Source organism: Stenotrophomonas sp. FW305-C-20-S1 (assembly GCF_058783335.1).
This window is the reverse complement of sequence record NZ_JBYTEK010000034.1, coordinates 1-19429: the sequence shown is the minus strand read 5'-3', so window position 1 is coordinate 19429 and position 19429 is coordinate 1. Positions and strand designations below refer to the sequence as shown.

16 protein-coding genes are annotated in these 19429 nt (G+C 67.4%); 11 read left to right on the top strand and 5 right to left on the bottom strand.

Annotated elements, in window-relative coordinates; translation table 11 throughout:
- Window positions 1-102: 102 nt before the first annotated feature.
- Entirely contained in the window at window positions 103-1467 is a 1365-nt protein-coding gene (locus AC3WTC_RS16205; protein WP_025874082.1) for a glutamate--cysteine ligase, read from the bottom strand.
- 152 nt (window positions 1468-1619) lie between these two features.
- Between AC3WTC_RS16205 and AC3WTC_RS16200 the strand changes: the two genes are divergently transcribed.
- From AC3WTC_RS16200 to AC3WTC_RS16190, 3 genes are all read left to right on the top strand, one after another.
- Window positions 1620-2324 carry a VIT1/CCC1 transporter family protein gene (locus AC3WTC_RS16200; protein ID WP_313443633.1) on the top strand — a complete coding sequence of 235 codons (705 nt, stop codon included), beginning with the start codon at window positions 1620-1622 and terminating at the stop codon, window positions 2322-2324.
- The gene (locus AC3WTC_RS16195; protein WP_025874080.1) at window positions 2321-3145 is read left to right on the top strand and encodes a helix-turn-helix transcriptional regulator; all 825 of its coding nucleotides are present in this window, start codon (window positions 2321-2323) and stop codon (window positions 3143-3145) included. The genes AC3WTC_RS16200 and AC3WTC_RS16195 overlap by 4 nt, the downstream gene beginning before the upstream one ends.
- A 674-nt stretch (window positions 3146-3819) precedes the next feature.
- Window positions 3820-4794, top strand: a complete 975-nt coding sequence (locus tag AC3WTC_RS16190; protein WP_117311379.1) for an MBL fold metallo-hydrolase — start codon at window positions 3820-3822, stop codon at window positions 4792-4794.
- A gap of 94 nt (window positions 4795-4888) precedes the next feature.
- On the opposite strand, the gene yihA is transcribed toward AC3WTC_RS16190, so the two are convergent.
- Window positions 4889-5491 carry a ribosome biogenesis GTP-binding protein YihA/YsxC gene (gene yihA / locus AC3WTC_RS16185; protein WP_025878662.1) on the bottom strand — a complete coding sequence of 201 codons (603 nt, stop codon included), beginning with the start codon at window positions 5489-5491 and terminating at the stop codon, window positions 4889-4891.
- A gap of 155 nt (window positions 5492-5646) precedes the next feature.
- On the opposite strand from yihA, the gene AC3WTC_RS16180 reads away from it, so the two are divergent.
- The 4 genes from AC3WTC_RS16180 to AC3WTC_RS16165 all read left to right on the top strand — a co-directional run bounded on the left by AC3WTC_RS16180 (window position 5647) and on the right by AC3WTC_RS16165 (window position 8913).
- Complete coding sequence (locus tag AC3WTC_RS16180) at window positions 5647-6444, top strand: c-type cytochrome (protein WP_492711932.1); 798 nt, start codon at window positions 5647-5649, stop codon at window positions 6442-6444.
- 106 nt (window positions 6445-6550) lie between these two features.
- Window positions 6551-7201 (top strand): thiol:disulfide interchange protein DsbA/DsbL, encoded by a 651-nt coding sequence (locus tag AC3WTC_RS16175; RefSeq protein ID WP_025878664.1) that lies wholly within the window; start codon window positions 6551-6553, stop codon window positions 7199-7201.
- Between the two features lie 106 nt (window positions 7202-7307).
- A complete protein-coding gene (locus tag AC3WTC_RS16170; protein ID WP_025878665.1) occupies window positions 7308-8123 on the top strand; it encodes a thiol:disulfide interchange protein DsbA/DsbL in 816 nt (271 codons plus the stop codon).
- A 52-nt stretch (window positions 8124-8175) separates the two neighbouring features.
- Complete coding sequence (locus tag AC3WTC_RS16165; protein ID WP_025878666.1) at window positions 8176-8913, top strand: endonuclease/exonuclease/phosphatase family protein; 738 nt, start codon at window positions 8176-8178, stop codon at window positions 8911-8913.
- 162 nt (window positions 8914-9075) lie between these two features.
- Here AC3WTC_RS16165 and AC3WTC_RS16160 read toward each other — a convergent pair whose 3' ends face one another.
- Window positions 9076-9951 carry an EamA family transporter gene (locus AC3WTC_RS16160; protein WP_492711931.1) on the bottom strand — a complete coding sequence of 292 codons (876 nt, stop codon included), beginning with the start codon at window positions 9949-9951 and terminating at the stop codon, window positions 9076-9078.
- A gap of 72 nt (window positions 9952-10023) precedes the next feature.
- On the opposite strand from AC3WTC_RS16160, the gene AC3WTC_RS16155 reads away from it, so the two are divergent.
- The 3 genes from AC3WTC_RS16155 (at window position 10024) to fhuE (ending at window position 13452) form a co-directional block, all read left to right on the top strand.
- Window positions 10024-10497, top strand: a complete 474-nt coding sequence (locus AC3WTC_RS16155; protein WP_492711930.1) for an Lrp/AsnC family transcriptional regulator — start codon at window positions 10024-10026, stop codon at window positions 10495-10497.
- Window positions 10498-10540: 43 nt separating this feature from the next.
- A complete protein-coding gene (locus AC3WTC_RS16150) occupies window positions 10541-11110 on the top strand; it encodes a M23 family metallopeptidase (RefSeq protein WP_492711928.1) in 570 nt (189 codons plus the stop codon).
- A 182-nt stretch (window positions 11111-11292) separates the two neighbouring features.
- Complete coding sequence (gene fhuE, locus AC3WTC_RS16145) at window positions 11293-13452, top strand: ferric-rhodotorulic acid/ferric-coprogen receptor FhuE (RefSeq protein WP_140227669.1); 2160 nt, start codon at window positions 11293-11295, stop codon at window positions 13450-13452.
- A 79-nt stretch (window positions 13453-13531) separates the two neighbouring features.
- Here the strand turns inward: fhuE and AC3WTC_RS16140 are convergent, their stop codons facing one another.
- Together AC3WTC_RS16140 and AC3WTC_RS16135 are read right to left on the bottom strand one after the other, a co-directional pair.
- Window positions 13532-16396, bottom strand: a complete 2865-nt coding sequence (locus AC3WTC_RS16140; protein ID WP_059065107.1) for a TonB-dependent receptor plug domain-containing protein — start codon at window positions 16394-16396, stop codon at window positions 13532-13534.
- A gap of 400 nt (window positions 16397-16796) precedes the next feature.
- The gene (locus tag AC3WTC_RS16135; protein WP_025878672.1) at window positions 16797-17204 is read right to left on the bottom strand and encodes an ExbD/TolR family protein; all 408 of its coding nucleotides are present in this window, start codon (window positions 17202-17204) and stop codon (window positions 16797-16799) included.
- 151 nt (window positions 17205-17355) lie between these two features.
- Here AC3WTC_RS16135 and AC3WTC_RS16130 point away from each other — a divergent pair, with 151 nt between their 5' ends.
- Entirely contained in the window at window positions 17356-19341 is a 1986-nt protein-coding gene (locus tag AC3WTC_RS16130) for a transglycosylase SLT domain-containing protein (protein WP_492711925.1), read from the top strand.
- Window positions 19342-19429 lie beyond the last annotated feature (88 nt).

The following is a 19429-nucleotide window of genomic DNA, read 5'->3' as shown; positions in this document are numbered from 1 at the left end:
GGCATTGCCGGGGTTTTTTTTGCGTACGCCACCCGCCGGGCATGGCCCGGCGCTACCGGATTCGTGGCGGGTAGCGCCGGGCCATGCCCGGCGGGCGCATTTTCAGTACGCGAACTCGCGGAACACCGGATCCACGTCACCGTGCCAACGGCCATGGAACAGCGCCAGCTTGCGCTCGGCCGGGGTCAGGCCGGACTCGACGATTTCCTGCAGCACGTCCAGGAACTTGCTTTCATCCTGGCCATCGGCATTACGCGCCGCACGGCGCTTGAGCCCATCCACCGAAATCTTCACCGCCTCGCGGGCGAGGTCGCGCACGGTGCCACCGCGGAACGGCAGGCCCATCGCGTGCTTGGGCACCCCATCACGCAGCGCATGGCGCTCGGCCAGGCTGAAGTCACGCACCAGATCCCACGCCGCATCCAGCGCCGTGTCGTCGTACAGCAGGCCCACCCAGAAGGCCGGCAGCGCACACAGCCGGCTCCACGGGCCACCATCGGCACCGCGCATTTCCAGGTACTTCTTCAACCGCACTTCCGGGAACGCGGTCGTGGTGTGGTCCGACCAGTCGCGCAGGGTCGGCAGCTGGCCCGGCAGCACCGGCAGCTTGCCCTGCATGAAGTCGCGGAAGCTCTGCCCGCTGGCATCGTGGTAGATGCCATCGCGGTAGGAGAAATACATCGGCACATCGAGCAGGTAGTCGACATAGCGCTCGTAACCGAAGCCGTCCTCGAACACGAAGTCGAGCATGCCGGTACGGTCGGCATCGGTATCGGTCCAGATGTGCGAGCGGTAGCTGAGGTAGCCGTTCGGCTTGCCTTCGGTGAACGGCGAGTCGGCGAACAGTGCGGTGGCGATCGGCTGCAGCGCCAACGACACACGGAACTTCTTCACCATGTCCGCTTCGCTGGCGTAATCCAGGTTCACCTGCACGGTGCAGGTGCGGGTCATCATGTCCAGGCCGAGCGAACCGACCTTGGGCATGTACGAGCGCATGATCTTGTAGCGGCCCTTGGGCATCCACGGCATTTCATCGCGCGTCCACTTCGGCTGGAAGCCCATGCCGAGGAAACCCAGCTGCAGTTCGCCGGCCACCTGCGCCACTTCATTGAGGTGGGTGCCGGTTTCCACGCAGGTCTGGTGAATGGTTTCCAGCGCCGCACCGGACAGCTCCAGCTGGCCCGCCGGCTCCAGGGTCACAGAGGCGCCATCACGCAGCAGGGCGATGGTGTTGCCGTTCTCCTGCACCGGCGTCCAGCCGAAGCGGACCAGGCCGTTGAGCAGGGCCTCGATGCCGCGCTCGCCATCGAAGGTCGGCGGACGCAGGTCATCCAGGCGGAACCCGAACTTCTCGTGCTCGGTACCGATGCGCCACTGCGAACGGGGCTTCTCGCCGGAGGCGATCTCCGCCACCAGTTGCGAGCGGTCGGTAATGGGCGTATCGGCGACGTGGCTGGGGCTCGACAAGGGGGTGGCTCGCTGGACGGTGGCAGGGGATGTGGGGCTGGGAGCCTTGCATCGCAAGGGCGCACTATAGCGTGGCGGCTCGTTACGTCATGCGACGGTGACGGGTTTCAGCATCCTACCGACACCCTCTTGACCCTCGTACACTCAGGGCCATGAGCCGCCATTCACGACATCCCGAGCTGCACCGTGCTGATCGCGTCGGCTGGCTGCGGGCCGCCGTACTGGGCGCCAACGATGGCATTGTCTCGGTCGCCGGCCTGGTGGTCGGCGTGGCCGCCAGCGGCGCCTCGGCCAGCACGATCCTCGCCACCGGCGTGGCCGGCACTGTGGCCGGCGCGATGTCGATGGCCGCCGGCGAGTATGTATCGGTGCAGACCCAGGCCGATACCGAAAATGCCGATCTGGCGATGGAGAAGCGCGAGCTGCACGAAGACCCGCACAGCGAACTGGACGAACTGACCGCGATCTACCGCCATCGCGGGCTGGAGCCGGCGTTGGCGCGCCAGGTTGCCGAACAGCTGACCGCCCACGACGCGCTGGGTGCCCACGCGCGCGACGAACTGGGCATCACCGAGGAACTGCGCGCGCGGCCGTTGCAGGCCGCATTGGCGTCGGCCGCCGCCTTCACCTGTGGCGCCGCGCTGCCGGTGCTGACCGCACTGCTGACGCCGGTACAGAACGTCGCCACGGCCACCACGGTCGGCACGCTGGCCGGCCTGTGCTTGACCGGCGCGATGGCGGCACGCGCCGGCGGCGCATCACCCACGCGCGGCGCCCTGCGCGTGATGTTCTGGGGTGCACTGGCGATGGCCGCCGCGGCCGCGGTCGGTCGCCTGCTGGGCGCGCACGTCATATGACCGGCATGCCCCCCACCGCCATGGCACTACTGGCGGAGATGGCCAGCCTGGCCGGCTGCCAACGCGCTGAAGGCTATGCCTGCATCACCGCCCGCCGCGAGCACGGTGCCAGTTCGGTGGAGATTCCCCAGCCACAGTTCGCCATCCTGCTGGAAGGCCGCAAGCAGGTACGTACCGCCCACCAGTCGCTGACCTTCGTGCCCGGCGACATCCTGCTGATCACCCAGCGTTGCCGCATCGACGTGGTCAACACACCGGACCCGCAGACCGGCCGCTACCTCAGCGCGATCGTGCCGCTGTGCACGGAAGTCCTGGCGGCGGCGCGCACGCTGTGGAGCGAGGCCTTGCCAACGGCCGGCGCGGCACTGGCCCGGCAGGCGCTGGGCGATCACGCCACGGTACTGCGCAGCTGGCGGCAGTCGTTGCAGGACGGCCACTACAGCGAAGCGCGGTTGGCGCTGGCCACGCTGGTGCTGGCGTGGTGCCGGCAGGGCCACGGCAACCTGCTGTTGCCGCACGCACCGACGCTGGGCGAGCAGATCCGCGACCGCATCGCCGCCGAACCGGCCCGCGACTGGCAGTCGCGCGACGTTGAGGCGCACTTCGCGCTGAGCGGTGCGACCCTGCGGCGGCGGTTGGCCGCCGAAGCCACCAGCCTGCGCCAGCTGCTGACCGAAGCGCGCCTGGCCCATGGCATGCAGCTGCTGTACACCACCGATCTGCCGTTGAAGACCGTGGCAGCGCGCGCGGGGTATCGTTCCGCAGCGAGTTTCAGCAAGCGCTTCGCCGAGCAGTACGGGCTGGCTCCCACAGATATTTGAGGGTTCTTCAGCAGGGCTGCGCCCTGCACCCGCAGAGGCAACGGCAACAGCCGAAGCAACAGCAACAGCGTGCATTCCGTGGGATGGCGGGGCGGTGTCGGATTGCGGGGACGCCGTAAACCCATCCCTGGGGGCTTGGCCGCGGCATCCATGCCGCGGACACCCCGCAATCCGACACCGCCCCACCTCTGACAGATTCCGGTGGCCAGTAGATCCACGCCATGCGTGGATGATTTCCTCCAATTCCATTCGATTCATTTCGATGATTCCGAATTGAATTCGAAGAGCATCCACGCATGGCGTGGATCTACGTGTCGACCAAGGTCGACACCCACCAAAAGCAGGCCATGCCATCCCGACAGATCGCAGAAACCTGTCGAAGGCGGGGTGGGTCCGGTTGCGGGGGTGTCCGCGGCATGGATGCCGCGGCCAAGCCCCCATGGATGGGTTTACGGCGTCCCCCGCAACCGGATCCACCCCGCCATCCCACAGGAAACCAGCTTCTGCTGTTGCTTCGGCCGTTGCCGTTGCTGTTGCCTCTGCGGGTGCAGGGCGCAGCCCTGCCGATACCCCCCCATTGAGCATTCCGCGCAGTGCTTTGAGCGCCGCACGCACGCGCAACACGGCACGCTGTGCGCAACGGGCCTGCCCATCACTCACCGAGAAGAACCGTCATGACCCTGCGTCATCTGCCATTGCACGCCGCCCTCCTGCTGGCCCTGTCCTCCCTGCCGCTGCCTGCGCTGGCCGAGGCCACCTCGCCCGCCCCCACCCAGCAGGTGCCGGGCGTGCAACACCAGCGCATCGGTGCGCTGCAGGTCACGGCCCTGTTCGACGGCGTGGTTGCGCTCGGCCGGCAGGAAGTGGTCGACGTGCCGCCAACGCTGGTCAGCCGCCTGCTCGAAGGCCGCTATGTGCCCGAAGACAAGAAGGGCCTGCAGACCGCGATCAACGCCTTCCTGGTGCGCCAGGGCAAGCACCTGACCCTGGTCGATGCCGGCACCGCGCAGTGCTTCGGCCCTGACCAGGGCCAGGTGCTGGGCAACCTGCGTGCGGCCGGCGTAGACCCGGCCGAGATCGATGAGGTGCTGCTGACCCATGCCCATCCCGATCATCTGTGCGGGATCCTCGATGCACAGGGCAAGCCGGCCTATCCGAATGCGACGGTGTGGCTGTCCAAGGCCGATGCCCGCTACTGGCTCGACCCGGCCAGCGAAGCCACGGCACCGCAGGGCGTGCGCTTTGCCTTCGCGCTGGCACGCAACGCGATCGCGCCGTACCAGGCCGCCGGTCGCCTGCACACCTTCCAGCCTGGCGACGCCCTGCCGGGGCACGCGGTGGCGATGGATACCCACGGCCACACGCCGGGGCATGTGTCCTACCGCTTCGACAGCCAGGGCCAGTCACTGCTGGTGTGGGGCGATGTGCTGCATTTCCATGCCGTGCAGTTCGCACACCCGGAAGCGGCATTCGAGGCCGATTCGGATCGCAAGGCAGCTACGGCCAGCCGTCGCAGCCTGTTGCAGGAAGCCACCGCCAAGGGCTGGTGGGTTGCCGGCGCGCACCTGCCCTTCCCCGGGCTGGGGCACGTGCGCAGCGAAGGCCAGGCCTACGCGTGGGTACCGGCGGAATACTCGCCACTGAAATGATGTGCCGCCGGGCATGGCCCGGCGCTACCGCATCGCGGTGACGGAAAACATCAGGGTAGCGCCGGGCCATGCCCGGCGAGCGCAGCGGAGCGCCTTATTCCAGCCCCAGCCAGCCGCCGATGATGCCGCGGGCTTCATCCACGCCGGTACGGGCCGAGCCGGAGAACACCTGCACACTCACCGTATCGCCGAACGACGAATGCAGTTCCTTGCGTACCTTCTGCAGGGTCTGCATCTGCTGGCTGCGGCTCAGCTTGTCGGCCTTGGTCAGCAGCGCATGCGCCGGCAGGCCACGCTGCACGGCATAGGCCAGCATCTGCCGGTCGTAGTCCTTCAGCGGATGACGGATGTCCATCACCACCACCAGGCCCTTCAGGGCCTCGCGGGTGCGGAAGTAGCGGTCGATGAAGGCCTGCCAGTGCGCCTGCAGGTCCAGCGGCACCTTGGCGTAGCCGTAACCGGGCAGATCGACCAGATGGGCGTCCGGGGTAACCTGGAAGAACACCAGCTGCTGGGTCCGGCCAGGCGTCTTGGAGACCCGGGCCAGGCTGTTCTGGCGGGTCAGCGCATTGAGCGCGCTGGACTTGCCGGCGTTGGAGCGACCTGCAAAGGCCACTTCAGAACCTTCATCGGGCGGCAGCTGCCCCATGTTGTGGGCAGAGAGGTGGTATTGGGCGCGTTCGATGAGCAATGACATGCGCATAGGATCGCATGTTGCGGCGCCGCGCGCCCGGCCCGGGGCCTTCCAGCGGGAAAATGCTGCACTGCTGCGTTGACCGTGCAAGGAAACGGCGTTGATAATCCGGGCGATGCCGGCCGCCGCCGCCCGGCCGGTCCATACGGAGCTTCAGCATGCGCCACGCTCGCGTTCTTGCCGTATCCGCCCTTGCTACTGCCGTTGTTGCCGCTGCTGCCTTTGCGCAGACCACGCTGACCCCGCTGCCCGACAACGGCCCGATCAGGACCGCCTCGCTCGAGGTGGATTTCAGCAAGACCACCTGGGGCGACGCCAAGGCCGGCCAGACCAAGGCCACCGCGTGTGCCGCCTGCCATGGTGCCGATGGCAATTCCACGGTGGAGATGTATCCCAGCATCGCCGGCCAGAGCGAGCGCTACGTCGCCCAGCAGATGGCCCTGATCGCCAATGGCCAGCGCAGTTCCGGCGCCGCCGTGGCGATGGTGCCCTTCGTGCAGAACCTCACCCCGCAGGACATGCGCGACATCGGCGCGTTCTTCGCCACGCAGAAGGCCAACGCCGGCATCGCCGACGACACGCCGGTGGCCGAGGGCCCGTACAAGGGCATGAAGTTCTACCAGATCGGCCAGCAGCTTTACCGCGGCGGCGATGCCCAGCGCGGGCTGCCGGCCTGCATGGCCTGTCACGGCCCCAGCGGCGCCGGCAACCCCGGCCCGGCCTACCCGCACATCGGCGGCCAGCACGCCAGCTATGTCGCCCGGCGCCTGCAGGAGTACCAGGCCGGACAGACCAACGAGACCGACAAGGCGCACTTCCAGATCATGGCTACGGTGGCGCAGAAGCTGACCGAGCAGGAGGTGCAGGCCCTTTCCAGCTACCTGCAGGGCCTGCACAACAAGGCCGACGATCTCGCCGCCGAAGGCGCTTCGACGCGACCGGCTGCCGCCCCCTGACCGCCACTGGTCGGCGCCGGTCGCCACGACGGCCCGTCGCTGCGGTATGTTTCCTTCACGCCGGCGGCTGCGCCGGCGTTGTCATTTTCAACGGAGATGCGTGTCGATGAGGTTGATTCCCCGCCTTCTGCTGTCCCTGCTGGTGCTGCTGCCGTTGGCGGCCTGCGCCGCCACCCCCGCCAACGCCCCGCTGGTCGAAGGCAAAGACTACGAGCGCATCGCCCAGCCTGGCCCGTTCCAGCCGCTGGCCGGCAAGATCGAGGTGGTCGAGGTGTTCGGCTACACCTGCCCGCACTGCGCCCATTTCGAACCGCAGCTGGCCGCCTGGGCTGCCAAGCTGCCGGCCGACGTGCGCTTCACCCCGGTCCCGGCCGCCTTCGGCGGTGCCTGGGATGCCTGGGCACTGGCCTACTACGCCGCCGACGAAGTGGGCGTGGCCAAGCGCAGCCACGCCGCTGTGTTCAAGGCCCTGCACGATGACGGCACGCTGCCGATGCAGAACGTCTCGGCCGATGAGCTCGCCAACTTCTACAAGGCCTACGGCGTGACCCCGGAGCGCTACACGCAGGCCCTGCGCGGCGAGGCGGTACAGAAGAAGGTCGATGCCGCCCGTGCCTTCGCCCAGCGCACCCAGGTGCCTGGTACCCCGGCCATCATCATCAACGGCCAGTACCTGGTCCGTGGCAAGAGCTTCGACGACCAGCTGCGCATCGCCTCGGCGCTGATCGCCCAGGCCCGCGCCGCCCGCGGCCGCTGAACCAACACACACCATCGACACGGCGCTGTCGCCGCCGCATGTCATCATTTCCCTCTGGCCGGCGCCTGACGCCGGCCCCACCTTTCCAGATGCTGGAGACGCTTCCATGAAGACCCGTTTTGCCGCCCTCGCCCTCGCAGCGCTGCTGCCGATCCTGGCGGCCTGCAAGGCCGACGATGGCACCACCAACACCTCCGCCCCGGCAGAACCGGCCGCGACCCCGGCCAGCACCGAACCGGCCGCGCCGGCCGCAGGCGGCGAAGCCGCTGCACCGGCTGCCGAAGGTGACAAGACCGCTGCCAGCGCTGCGCCTGCCCCGACCACCGCCGCGCTGACCGGCCCGGCCCCGGTGGAAGGCGCCGACTACCAGCTGATCCCGAACGGCCAGCCGTTCCAGCCGGCCGCCGGCAAGGTCGAAGTGGTCGAGATCTTCGGTTACGTCTGCCCGGCCTGCGCTGCGTTCCAGCCGCTGGTCGGCCCGTGGAAGGCTGGCCTGCCGAGCGATGTGAACTTCGTCTACGTGCCGGCCATGTTCGGCGGCACCTGGGACAACTACGCCCGTGCCTTCTACGCCGCACAGACCCTGGGCGTGCAGGAGAAGACCCACGAAGCGCTGTACTCGGCCATCCACTCGCAGAAGACCCTGAAGGGCGAGCGCGGTGCTGATTCGGTCGATGACATCGCCAAGTTCTACGGTGCCTACGGCGTGGATCCGAAGCAGTTCGCCGCCACCATGGGCAGCTTCGCGGTCAATGCCAAGACCAACTCGGCCAAGCAGTTCGCCCAGCGCAGCCAGATCAGCGGCACCCCGTCGATCATCGTCAACGGCAAGTACCTGGTGAAGGGCAAGAGCTTCCCGGACATGCTGCGCATTGCCGACCACCTGATCGCCCGCGAACGCGGTGCGGCCCAGGCTCACTGATCAAAGAGACGTTTTCCCGGCCGTGACTTCCCCCACAACACGGACCCTGCGCTTGCTGACGGCCAACATCCAGGCCGGCTCAAGTACCCGCCGCTACAGCGACTATGTGACCCGCAGCTGGTCACATGCGCTGCCGGCGGGTCGCAAGCGCAGCAGCCTTGACGCGATTGCCACTTTGGCGCGCGGTCATGACATCGTCGGCCTGCAGGAGGCCGACCCGGGCAGCCTGCGCTCGGGCTTCACCAACCAGACCCATTACCTGGCCCAACGCGCCGGCTTCAATTACTGGAGCCACCAGCCAAACCGGCGCATGGGTGGCGTCGCCTCCAGCGCCAACGGCCTGCTGAGCAAGCTGGAACCGGTGGAAGTGCAGGACCACGCCCTGCCCGGCCGTATCGGCGGGCGCGGCGTGCTGCTGGCCAAGTTCGGCGATGGCCGCGATGGCCTGGCCGTTGCGGTAGCGCATCTGTCCTTGGGCGCCGGTTCGCGGATGGCCCAGCTCGGCTTCATTGCCGAGCTGTTGTCCGACCATCCCAATGCGGTGCTGATGGGCGACTTCAACTGCCTGGCCGAACGTCCGGAAATGCAGGTGCTGTACCAGAAGACCCGGCTGCAGCCGCCCGGCTGCATCGTGCCGACCTTCCCCAGCTGGCGCCCCGACCGCGCCATCGACCACATCCTGGTCAGCAGCGGCCTGCAGACCCGCACCGTGGAAGCGGTGCCCGCTGCGTTCTCCGACCATCTTGCCCTGGCCATGGCAATCGACGTCCCGGCCGACGCCCTGCGCTGAGCCCTGCCGCTGCGCTCGCCGGGCATGGCCCGGCGCTACCGCCCCTGGTAAGGGCCCAACCTTGGTTGGAACGCTGCCCTGGTGGTGCGGACCCCGTTGGCAGGCTGACCTGGTGGGTGCGGACCGTTGGTCCGCACGCTCTCCGCCGGGCATGGCCCAGCGCTACCCCGCCTGCGCCACTGGCACCTTCAACCGCCGTGCGGTCATCGTGCTGCCCACCGAGGCCAGTACCGTGCAGCCGATGGCCAGCCACTGCAGGCCATGCAGGTGCTCATGCAGCAGCAGCATCGCCCACAGCGCGGCCACCGCCGGTTCCATGCTGATCAGGATGCCGAAGGTCTCCTTGGGCAGGCGCTTGAGCGCCATCATTTCCAGTGACATCGGGATCGCGCTGGACACCAGCGCCACCACCAGCCCGGCCAGCAGGATCTTCGGCTCCAGCAACGCCGCGCCGGCATGCACCACGCCCACCGGCACCACCACCAGCGACGCGGCCAGCAGCCCCAGCGACACCGAATGCCCGGCGTGCAGGTGGCCGGCGCGCTTGCCGAACACGATGTACAGGCCCCAGCACGCTGCCGCCCCCATGGCGTACAGCACGCCCACCGGGTCCAGTGCCGGGCCGCCGCCGATCGGCAGCAGCAACAGCAGCCCGGCCGCCGCGCAACCCACCCACAGGAAATCGATCGGCCGCCGCGACGACAGCATCGCCACCGTCAACGGGCCGGTGAATTCGATGGCCACCGCGATGCCGAACGGGATCGTGCGCAAGGCCATGTAGAACAACAGGTTCATCAGGCCCAGGGTGAGGCCGTAGCGCAGGATGGTGACCGCATCCACGCGGCTGGTCTTCCAGCGCCATGGCCGCCAGAACAGCAGCAGCAACAACGCCGAAAAGCCCACGCGCAGCGCGCTGGTGCCCTGCGCGCCGATCAACGGAAACAGCTGCTTGGCGTAGGAGGTACCAATGGCCAGTGCGGTGACCGAGCCGAGCACCGCCAGCGCCGGCAACATCGGCGCGATTCGAGACGTCTGCATGCCGCCAGTCTATTGCGTCGGCGGCGAGCACTTGGCTCAATTGACGGCCCGTCCGCGCAACTTCTGCTCACCATGGCCACCGCCCCCGTGCTGGACAGCTTCGACCGCGCCATCCTCGCCCTCCTGCAGCAGGACAACACCCTGCCGCAGCGGCAGATCGCCGAAGCCGTGCACCTGTCCACGCCGGCGGTGCAGCGGCGGATCAGGCGCCTGCAGGACAGCGGGGTGATCGCCGCCAACGTGGCGGTGATCGACGCTGCGAAAATCGGCCGGCCATTGACCATCATCGTCGAGGTGCGCGTGGTCAGCGAACAGCGCGAGAAGGTCGCCCCGTTCCGCCGCCGCGTGCAGGACGACCCTGCCGTGCAGCAGTGTTACTCGATCACCGGCGACGGCGATTTCCTGCTGCTGCTCTCGGCGGCATCGATGGAGGAATACGAGGCAATCACCGAGCGCTTGTTCGGCGGTGATGACAACATCGAGCGCTTCCGAACGTCGGTGGTGCTGGGCACGTTGAAGCGCGGGTTCGACGTGCCGCTGACATGACGCAGATGCCGTCGAGCCTGTCCTGCTCCTACACTGGTGACGCATGAACACCGTTTCCCCCTCCAACGCCAGACGCCTGCGCCGCTGGCTGCTGCGTGGCGCCGTCCTGCTGATCCTGGTCATCGCGGCGATGGCCTTCTGGAACAGCCCGTGGGCTGCCGCACCGAGGATGCTGTGGACACTCTCGCGCATGCCACCGGCCACGCAACTGCCGGTGCCGGTGGACGGCGTGCGGCCCCGGCAGATCGCCGATACCTTCGGCGCACCGCGCGGGCGCGACCGCACGCACGCGGGTATCGACATCTTCGGCAAGCGCGGCACGCCGGTGCGCAGCGCTACCCCCGGTGTTGTCGCCGACATCCGCGACAGCGGACTCGGTGGCCGCCAGGTCTGGGTGATCGGGCCGGGACGCGAGCGCTATTACTACGCGCACCTGGAAGACTGGGCCGATGGCCTGGCGCGCGGCCAGGTGGTGCAACCCGGCGACCTGCTCGGCCATGTTGGCGACAGCGGCAACGCCAAGGGCACGCCGCCCCATCTGCATTGGGGCATCTATGGCGCCGACGGCGCGCGGGACCCGCTGCCGCTGCTGCAACCGCAGGGCACCCGCTGACGGCAACCGAGCCGAGCCTCGAGGCCGCAGGCGTTTGTTCATGATTTGTAAATAGGAATAGTTCGTATTACCATTTCTTTCGTTTCCGGTGGTGCCAGGACGGCCTGCCCGCCCTTCCCCTACCCGTAGCGCCTCGACTCCTGGATGACGGCCGAACGCGCGTGCCCGTTGCAGGAATCCGCATGATCCGTTCCGCCTTCCGTACCCCGCAGCCGCAGCGGCTGTCCGTTGCCGTGCTCGTCGCGCTCTGCGCCGTCGCACCCACCGCTTTCGCCGAAACCGCCACCGACCCGACCACCCTCGACAAGGTCGTAGTGAAGGGCGAGCGCGCCGAAGGCTATTCGGTGCGCCGTACCTCGGCCGGCACCCGCTTCGACCTGGCGCCGCGCGAGATCCCGCAGTCGGTCAGCATCATCAGCCACCAGCGCATCGAAGATCAGCAGCTGGACGACATCATCGACGTGCTGGGCAACACCACCGGCGTCACCAGCACCCAGTCCGACAGCGAGCGCACCGAGTTCTATGCGCGCGGCTTCTACATCGATGCGTACCAGTTCGATGGCCTGCCCACGCAGATGGTGCAGAACTGGAGCTACGGTGACTCCGGCCTGGACCTGGCCCTGTATGACCGCGTGGAAGTGGTGCGTGGCGCCACCGGCCTGCTCAGTGGCGCCGGCAACCCGTCGGCATCGGTGAACCTGATCCGCAAGCACGCCGACAGCGCCGAGCTGACCGGCAGCGTGTCGGTGAACGTCGGCAGCTGGGGCCGCACCCGCACCACTGTGGACGTGGGCAGCGCGCTGAACGCCAGCGGCACTGTGCGCGGCCGGGTGATCGGCAGCTACCTGGACACCGATGGGCAGATGGACCGCTACAACCAGCGCAAGACGCTGGGCTATGCGGTGATCGACGCCGACCTGACCCCGGATACCCAGCTCAGCGTGGGCTACGACTACCAGCAGAAGCGCGCCAACGGCGCGACCTGGGGTGGCTTCCCGATGCTGTACTCCGACGGCAGCGCGACCCCGTACGACGAATCGTTCAACGCCAGCCCGAACTGGACCTACTGGGACACCACCAGCAAGCGCGCGTTCGCCACCCTGCAGCACGCCTTCAGCAACGGCTGGAAGTTCAAGATCGGCGCAACGCATGACCAGACCAAGGCCGACGACAAGCTGTTCTACCCTGCGTACAACGATTGGACCACCGGCGCCTCGAACTTCGACAAGACCACCGGTGCGGGCATTTCGCCGTCCGCAGGCTTCTACAACACCGAGCGCAAGGTCACCGGTGTCGATGGCTACGTTGATGGTCCGTTCCAGTTGTTCGGCCGCGAGCACCAGTTCATGGCCGGGCTGAGCTACAACAAGCGCGACTACGCCAACTACGGCGACTACCAGGTCGGCGGCGCCGGCCAGAGCTGGGACCCGTTCGCCAGTTACCTGAACTGGACGGGCAACATCAGCGAGCCGGACTGGAACCCGCTGGCGCTGGCCAGCGAGGGCACCATCACCCAGAAGGCCGGCTATGCCGCCGCACGCCTGTCGCTGGCCGATCCGTTGAAGCTGATCATCGGCGCGCGCTACACCGACTGGAAGAGCGAGGGCGAAGGCGCGGATCGCCAGCACAAGGTGACCACGCCGTATGCCGGCCTCGTGTTCGACATCAACGACACCTACTCGGCGTACACCAGCTACACCGAGATCTTCCAGCCGCAGACGCTGAAGGACCGTAACGGCAGCTATCTGGACCCGGTGGATGGCAAAAGCTACGAGGTGGGCGTCAAGGGCGCCTGGTTCGACAACCGTTTGAATGCCTCGCTGGCGGTGTTCCGCATCGAACAGGACAACGTCGGCCAGATCACTGGCGAGCCGGTGCCCGGCAGCCAGAACGAATTCGCCTATCGCGCCGCACGCGGCACGGTGAGCCGTGGCTTCGAGTTCGAGCTCAACGGCGAACTGGCACCGGGCTGGAACGCCACGTTCGGCGCCTCCCGTTACGTGGCCAAGGATGCCAACGATGCCGACATCAACACCAACCTGCCGCAGACCGCGCTGAAGCTGTTCACCAGCTACACCCCGCAGTCGCTGCAGGAACTGACTGTCGGTGGCGGTGCCAACTGGCAGAACCGCATCTACTACCCGGTGCCGGCCTATGGCCGCATCGAGCAGAGCGGCTACGCACTGGTCAGCGCCTTCGTGCGCTACCGCATCTCGCCGGAGTTCAGCGTGCAGGCCAACCTCAACAACCTGCTGGACAAGAAGTACCTCTCGCAGATCAATGGCTACGGTGCGTATGGCGATGGTCGCAACGGCTCGCTGACGTTTACCTGGTCGTTCTGAAGAAGACGTCGCCGGGAATGGCCCGGCGCTACCGCGGCAACAGCAGCGCCGGAATCTCTCCGGCGCTGCTGTACTCACATCAGAACCGCAGGTCCGCGCGCAGGTACCAGTAACGGCCACGCGGGATGTCGTAGGTGGAGGCGTCATAGCCGTTCAACGAACACGACAGGCAGATCGGCGGGTCCTTGTCGAACACGTTGTTCAGGCCCGCTGTCAGCTGCAGGCCCTTCATCCAGTCGATCTTGTAGCCCACCTGCATGTCATGGAAGGTGGTGGCCGACAGCGTGTTGGTGCCGGCGGCCTGGTTGCTGCACACCGGGAACGCCACGGCGTCACCGCAGTCTTCGGTCAGCTCGGAAATGTGGCGTACCGTCCAGTTGGCGCTCCAGTTGTCCAGCGTCCAGCCGATGCTGGCGTTGCTGGTCCATTCCGGAATCGAACTGTCAGCCACTTCCACGCCGGGCTTCTGCGGCTGCCGCTGGCCGGCGGCACCGGTGGCCTCATAGCGACCGACGAAGGTGTTCTTCCATCCCAGCTTGAACTGGCCGATCGAGCTCTGCGGCAGGGTCCAGAACAGGTCCACATCCCAGCCGTCGGTCTTGATCGAACCCAGGTTGGTCAGGCGGTTGTTGAAGCTGCTGACCGCACCGGTGCTGGCACGGGTAATGCCATCGCAGTAGATCGGGTCCAGGGTATCCACGCACAGGTCCAGCTGGGTCTGCGCGTTGATCGCTTGGATCGCGCCATCGATGTTGTGGCGGTAGAACGTCACTTCCACGTCGAAGCGCTCCGACCACGATGCATCGTTGCCGAACCAGGGGCTCCACACGAAGCCGGCACTGAAGCTGCGCGAGCGCTCCGGCTCCAGCTCGCGGTTGCCGCCGGTGGTCACCGAGATCTGCGAGTTGGCCTGCTGGAAGCCGGTCGGCACGCCCAGCGACGCGCAGTTGGCCGCACTGCCACGCGGCGGTGTGCCACCCAGGCCCACCGAGCAGGGATCGAACAACTGCAGATCCGCGCGCGCGGCCGAACCGTACAGCTCGCCGATCGACGGTGCGCGGAAGCCTTCGGCATAGGTGGTACGCAGCACGAAGTCATCGGTCACCTGCCAGCGCAGGCCGTACTTGGGCGTGAACTCGCCACCGAAGGTCGAGTAATCCGAGTAGCGGCCAGCCAGGCTCAGGTCCAGCTTCTTGCCCAGTGCCGAGTCGGCGAAGATCGGCACGCTCAGCTCCAGGTACGCTTCGTTGACGTCGTAGGAGCCGGACGTCGGCTGCGACGGTACGCCGTTGTAGTGGCCGATCACCGTCAGCGGGTCAGGCTGGTACGAACCTTTGTACTTGCGGTGTTCGAGGCCGGTGGCGAAGGACACCGGGCCGGCCGGCAGGGTGAACAGATCGCTGGACAGGTTGGCGGTGAACAGGCTCAGCTCGTTCTGGCTGCGGTCGCGCACCACCGGCTGGATCCAGCGCAGCATGTCCGGGGTGATCGAACCGGCGCCACCGAAGATGTTCAGCGGTACGCAGCCCGGCGTGGCCGCGCACACCGCAGGATCGCCCAGCGCCATGTTGACGTTGTAGATGTTGTAGCTGCCGTAGTTGGTCTGCTCGGCCTTGTTCTTGCTGTACATGCCGTTGACGTCCCAGTACCAGCTGCGGTCAGCGGCCTGGAAGTTGCCGACCAGACCGGTGGCGAAGTACGTGGTGTCCACCTGCTGTTCGAATACGCGCGCGCCGCCTTCCACCGGACGGCGGCCGATCAGGCTCATGTTGCCCGACGACACCAGGTCGAAGCCGAACGGGTTGTACGGGTTCAGTGCCGAGACCACGATGTTGTCGGCCAGCGGATTGCCGGTGGCACCATCAGGGCCGAAGAACAGCGGTTCCGGGCCGGCCTGGTTGGTCGACTCGCGGCGGTTGCCCAGTGCCTTGACGTACCACTGCACGTTGTCGGTGATGTCGAACCGGAACTGGCCGAACAGGCCCTTACGCTCCGACGGTGTCAGCACCATGTTGTATTCGGCGAAGTTGAAGCGGTCGGCGCTGGTGAAGCAGTGGTAGTCGTCGGTGCGGTTGCAGCCGGCGCTGCCGTCGTAACGCGGGCTGCTCACGCCGGTGTTGGGCACGATGTCCTGTTCGGCACCGGTGTTGGGATCGACGAAGGCGAAGCGCCCCTGCGGAATGCCGCCGCTGCCGAAGGCCAGGCCGGTGCCGGGGATCGGGAAGCGCGACTGCTCGCGGTCCTTCGCATACACCGGGTCCTGCTTGGTCCAGCTTGCCCCCAGGAACAGGCTGTAACGGTCGCCGCTCTTGCCCCAGGCCAGGTCCACGCCCTTCTGCGTGCCATCGCCCTTGCCATACTGACCGTAGTTCATCGTCACCTGACCGCCATCGAAATCGCGGCGGGTGATGATGTTGACCACGCCGGCGATGGCATCGGAGCCGTACAGCGACGATGCGCCGTCTTCCAGCACTTCGATGCGCTCAACGATCGCCAGCGGGATGGTGTTGAGATCGGTGGCCGAGCCCACGCCCGAGGCCGAGGATTCATTGACCCAGCGGATGCCATCGACCAGCACCAGTACACGCTTGGCACCGAGATGGCGAAGGTCCACCTGCGCCGAACCCGCGCCGACGCCGCTGCCGTCGGGTGGGAAACCGAAGTTGCCCGACGAATTGAACTTGGCATTGAGCGCCGAGCCCGAGCCCGTGAGCTGTTGCAGCACTTCACCGATCGAGGTCAGGCCGGTGCGTTCGATGTCGGCGCGGTTGAGCGTCTGGACCGGCACCTGGCCTTCCACTTCAGCGCGCTTGATGCGGGTACCTGTGACTTCGACGCGATCCAGGTCGGTGGTGGCCGATTGGGCAGCAGCCCCCAACGGGGCCAGTGCGGTCACGCACAGCGCGACGGCAACCGCCAAGGGGCGGTGATGCAGGTAATTCATTCGCTCTCTCTCCAAAGGAATGTCGGGACATGGACTGCCGCGCTCCCCCTGCATGGCGGCAGCGTCTCCTTTGTAAACAAGCGGTAAACATCGCGGCGTGATGCCCGGCACTCTTTCACGCGAATTTGACGATTCTGAAAGCAGATGACGTCATTTGCCTACGTATTCACCGGAATGCGCGTACGACAACATCGCCGTGGCGCTGGGTCATTCCCCGCCGGGGTCACGGTAGCGCCGGGCCATGCCCGCCCGGGTCACGGTAGCGCCGGGCCATGCCCGGCGAAGTGTCGAAGAGGTCTCTGCCAAGCCCGGCGCACATCGCAGGTCTGCCGCCGGGTATGACCCGGCGCTACCGGTACACGTGCGGCCTTCCCTTGGGAAGGCCGCACCGATGAATCGCTCACTGCACGAACGCGATGCGTTGCATGCCGGTGGCTTCGGCGGCGGCCAGGATCTTGGCCATGCCGTCGTACTCGGCCGACGGATCGGTGCTGATGCGCAGCTCCGGCAGGTTGCCGGCATGCTCACTGGCCTGCGCCTGCAGGCGCGACTGCAGATCGCCGATGGCCATCGGCTGCCCGTCCCAGCTCAACTGGCTGGACGCATCCAGGCGCAGTTCGATCGGCGGCGGCGGTTCGGGGCGATCCACCACGCGATCGGTGGCCTGCGGCAACTGCACGTTGATCGGCCGCGACAACATCGGCGCGGTCACGATGAAGATGATCAACAACACCAACATTACATCCACCAGTGGCGTGACGTTGATGTCCGCCAGCGGGCCGCTTCTTCCTGCGCTACTGAATGCCATGTGCCGCTCCCTGCAGCAGGGCCGGTCGCCCCAGCCCAAACCTACGCCGGACAACCGCCCTCGCGGCAGTGCGGATCCAACCATCATTCAGCTGTCGTTGCCATCTTCGGCCGTGTACACAATGCGAAACTGAATTCAGCCACTGCCCGCTATGCTGGTCGCCATGACCCGACGATCTTCGACCGCCCTGTCCCTGCTCCCGCTGGCCACCACGCTGCTGATCGGCTGCGCGAGTGCCCAGTCCCTCGATGCCCAGAACGCCCAGCTGAAGGCCGCCATCGCCGCCGCCGAACGTGGCCAGTTCGATCCCGGCCAGGCCGCCGCGCTCAGCCGCCATCCCGCGTATGGCTGGCTGGAGTTCGCCAACCTGCGGCGCAACATCGACACCGTCGATACGGCGCAGGCACAGGCCTTCCTCAAGCGCTACCAGGGCCAGGCCGTGGCCAACAGCTTCCGCAGCGCCTGGCTGCCCTCTGTAGCGCGCCGCCAGGACTGGCCGACGCTGCTGGCCAACTGGGCTCCCACCGACAACCTCGGCCTGCGCTGTGCGCAGCTGACAGCGCGCCAGGCCACCGGCAAGCTGGACCCGCAGTGGATCGGTGAAGCCCAGGATCTGTGGCGCAAGAACGGCAAGTCGTTGCCCGACGCCTGCGACGCCGTGTTCGCCGTGCTGCAGGCGCAGGGTGGCATGAGCGATGCGCTGCGCTGGGAACGCATCGATGCTGCTGCCGATGCACAGCAGCCGGCGGTGATGCGTTCGGCCGCGCGCGGCCTGCCGGCCAGCGATCTGGCCCTGGCCAACACTTACGCCGCCTTCGTCGACAAGCCCAATGCCAGCGCCCTGAACTGGCCGCGCAACGAGCGCAGCCGGCGCATCGCCACCGACGGCTTGGCCAAGCTGGCCAAGGCCGACCCGGATGCTACCGAACAGCAGCTGCCGCAGTACGCGCAGGCGCTGGGCCTGAGCGCCGAACAGCAGGGCCAGGTGCGTTACCAGATCGCCCTGTGGACGGTGGCGTCGTACCTGCCCGACTCTGCCCGCCGCTTGAATGCCGTGCCCGATGCGGCCTACGACGAACGCCTGCACGAATGGCGCGCGCGCGAAGCGATGTCGCGCGGCGATTGGCCAGCGACGCTGGCAGCGATCCGCAAGATGGGCCCGACCCAGCGCAACGATTCGCGCTGGCGCTATTTCGAAGGCCGCATGCTGGAAAAGACCGGCCAGGCACAGCAGGCGCAGCCGCTGTTCCGCGAAGCCGCGCGCGCACCGACCTTCCATGGCTTCCTCGCTGCGGACAAGCTGCAGCAGCCCTACACGCTGTGCCCGTGGAAGCCCAACGACAGCGCGCAGGCGCAGGCCGCGGTGGCCCGCGATCCGGCCATCCAGCGGGCGATGGCGCTGTACCAGATCGACCGCGCCGGCTGGGCGGTGGCCGAATGGAACAATGCGCTGACGCGCTTCGATGACACCCAGCGTCGCCTCGCCGTGCGCGTGGCGCAGGACAACGGTTGGTTCGACCGCGCGGTGTTCGCGCTCGGCAAGCAGCCGCAGGAGCAACGCCTGTACGACCTGCGCTTCCCGCTGCACCACGACGCCACGATCCGCCGTGAATCGGCACGCAATGCCATCGACCCGGCCTGGGTGGCCGCCGAGATCCGCGCCGAAAGCACCTTCACCCCGCGCGCGCGTTCGCCTGCCAACGCCATGGGCCTGATGCAGGTACTGCCGGCGACCGGCGCCGGCGTGGCCAGGTCCATCGGCCTGACCGGCTACGGCGGCGCTGACAGCCTGTACGACCCAGATACCAACATCGCCATCGGCACCGCGTACCTGCGGCAGTTGATGAACAAGTACGACGGCCTGCCCTACGTGACCATCGCCGCCTACAACGCGGGCCCGACGCCGACCGCACGCTGGCAGACCCAGCGCCCGGGCTTCGATCCGGACCTGTGGATCGAGACCATCAGCTACAAGGAAACGCGCGAGTATGTCGCCCGCGTGCTGGCCTTCAGCGTGATCTACGACTGGCGACTCAATGGCGACGCATTGCCGCTGAGCGACCGCCTGATGGGCCGCCTGGTGGACAAGCGCAAGGCCTTCACCTGCGCCGCCAACGCCGACCAGGGCGGCGATTGATCACGTGGTATCGGTAGCGGGGGGGGGGGGGGGGGGGGGGGGGGGGGGGGGGGGGGGGGGGGGGGGGGGGGGGGGGGGGGGGGGGGGG

Bases quoted from the DNA above. Each gene is read 5' to 3' on its own strand.
- AC3WTC_RS16200 (WP_313443633.1), top strand. From the start codon at position 1,620: ATGAGCCGCCATTCACGACATCCCGAGCTGCACCGTGCTGATCGCGTC.
- AC3WTC_RS16195 (WP_025874080.1), top strand. From the start codon at position 2,321: ATGACCGGCATGCCCCCCACCGCCATGGCACTACTGGCGGAGATGGCC.
- AC3WTC_RS16190 (WP_117311379.1), top strand. From the start codon at position 3,820: ATGACCCTGCGTCATCTGCCATTGCACGCCGCCCTCCTGCTGGCCCTG.
- yihA (WP_025878662.1), bottom strand. From the start codon at position 5,491: ATGTCATTGCTCATCGAACGCGCCCAATACCACCTCTCTGCCCACAAC.
- AC3WTC_RS16180 (WP_492711932.1), top strand. From the start codon at position 5,647: ATGCGCCACGCTCGCGTTCTTGCCGTATCCGCCCTTGCTACTGCCGTT.
- AC3WTC_RS16175 (WP_025878664.1), top strand. From the start codon at position 6,551: ATGAGGTTGATTCCCCGCCTTCTGCTGTCCCTGCTGGTGCTGCTGCCG.
- AC3WTC_RS16170 (WP_025878665.1), top strand. From the start codon at position 7,308: ATGAAGACCCGTTTTGCCGCCCTCGCCCTCGCAGCGCTGCTGCCGATC.
- AC3WTC_RS16160 (WP_492711931.1), bottom strand. From the start codon at position 9,951: ATGCAGACGTCTCGAATCGCGCCGATGTTGCCGGCGCTGGCGGTGCTC.
- AC3WTC_RS16155 (WP_492711930.1), top strand. From the start codon at position 10,024: ATGGCCACCGCCCCCGTGCTGGACAGCTTCGACCGCGCCATCCTCGCC.
- AC3WTC_RS16150 (WP_492711928.1), top strand. From the start codon at position 10,541: ATGAACACCGTTTCCCCCTCCAACGCCAGACGCCTGCGCCGCTGGCTG.
- fhuE (WP_140227669.1), top strand. From the start codon at position 11,293: ATGATCCGTTCCGCCTTCCGTACCCCGCAGCCGCAGCGGCTGTCCGTT.
- AC3WTC_RS16140 (WP_059065107.1), bottom strand. From the start codon at position 16,396: ATGAATTACCTGCATCACCGCCCCTTGGCGGTTGCCGTCGCGCTGTGC.
- AC3WTC_RS16135 (WP_025878672.1), bottom strand. From the start codon at position 17,204: ATGGCATTCAGTAGCGCAGGAAGAAGCGGCCCGCTGGCGGACATCAAC.
- AC3WTC_RS16130 (WP_492711925.1), top strand. From the start codon at position 17,356: ATGCTGGTCGCCATGACCCGACGATCTTCGACCGCCCTGTCCCTGCTC.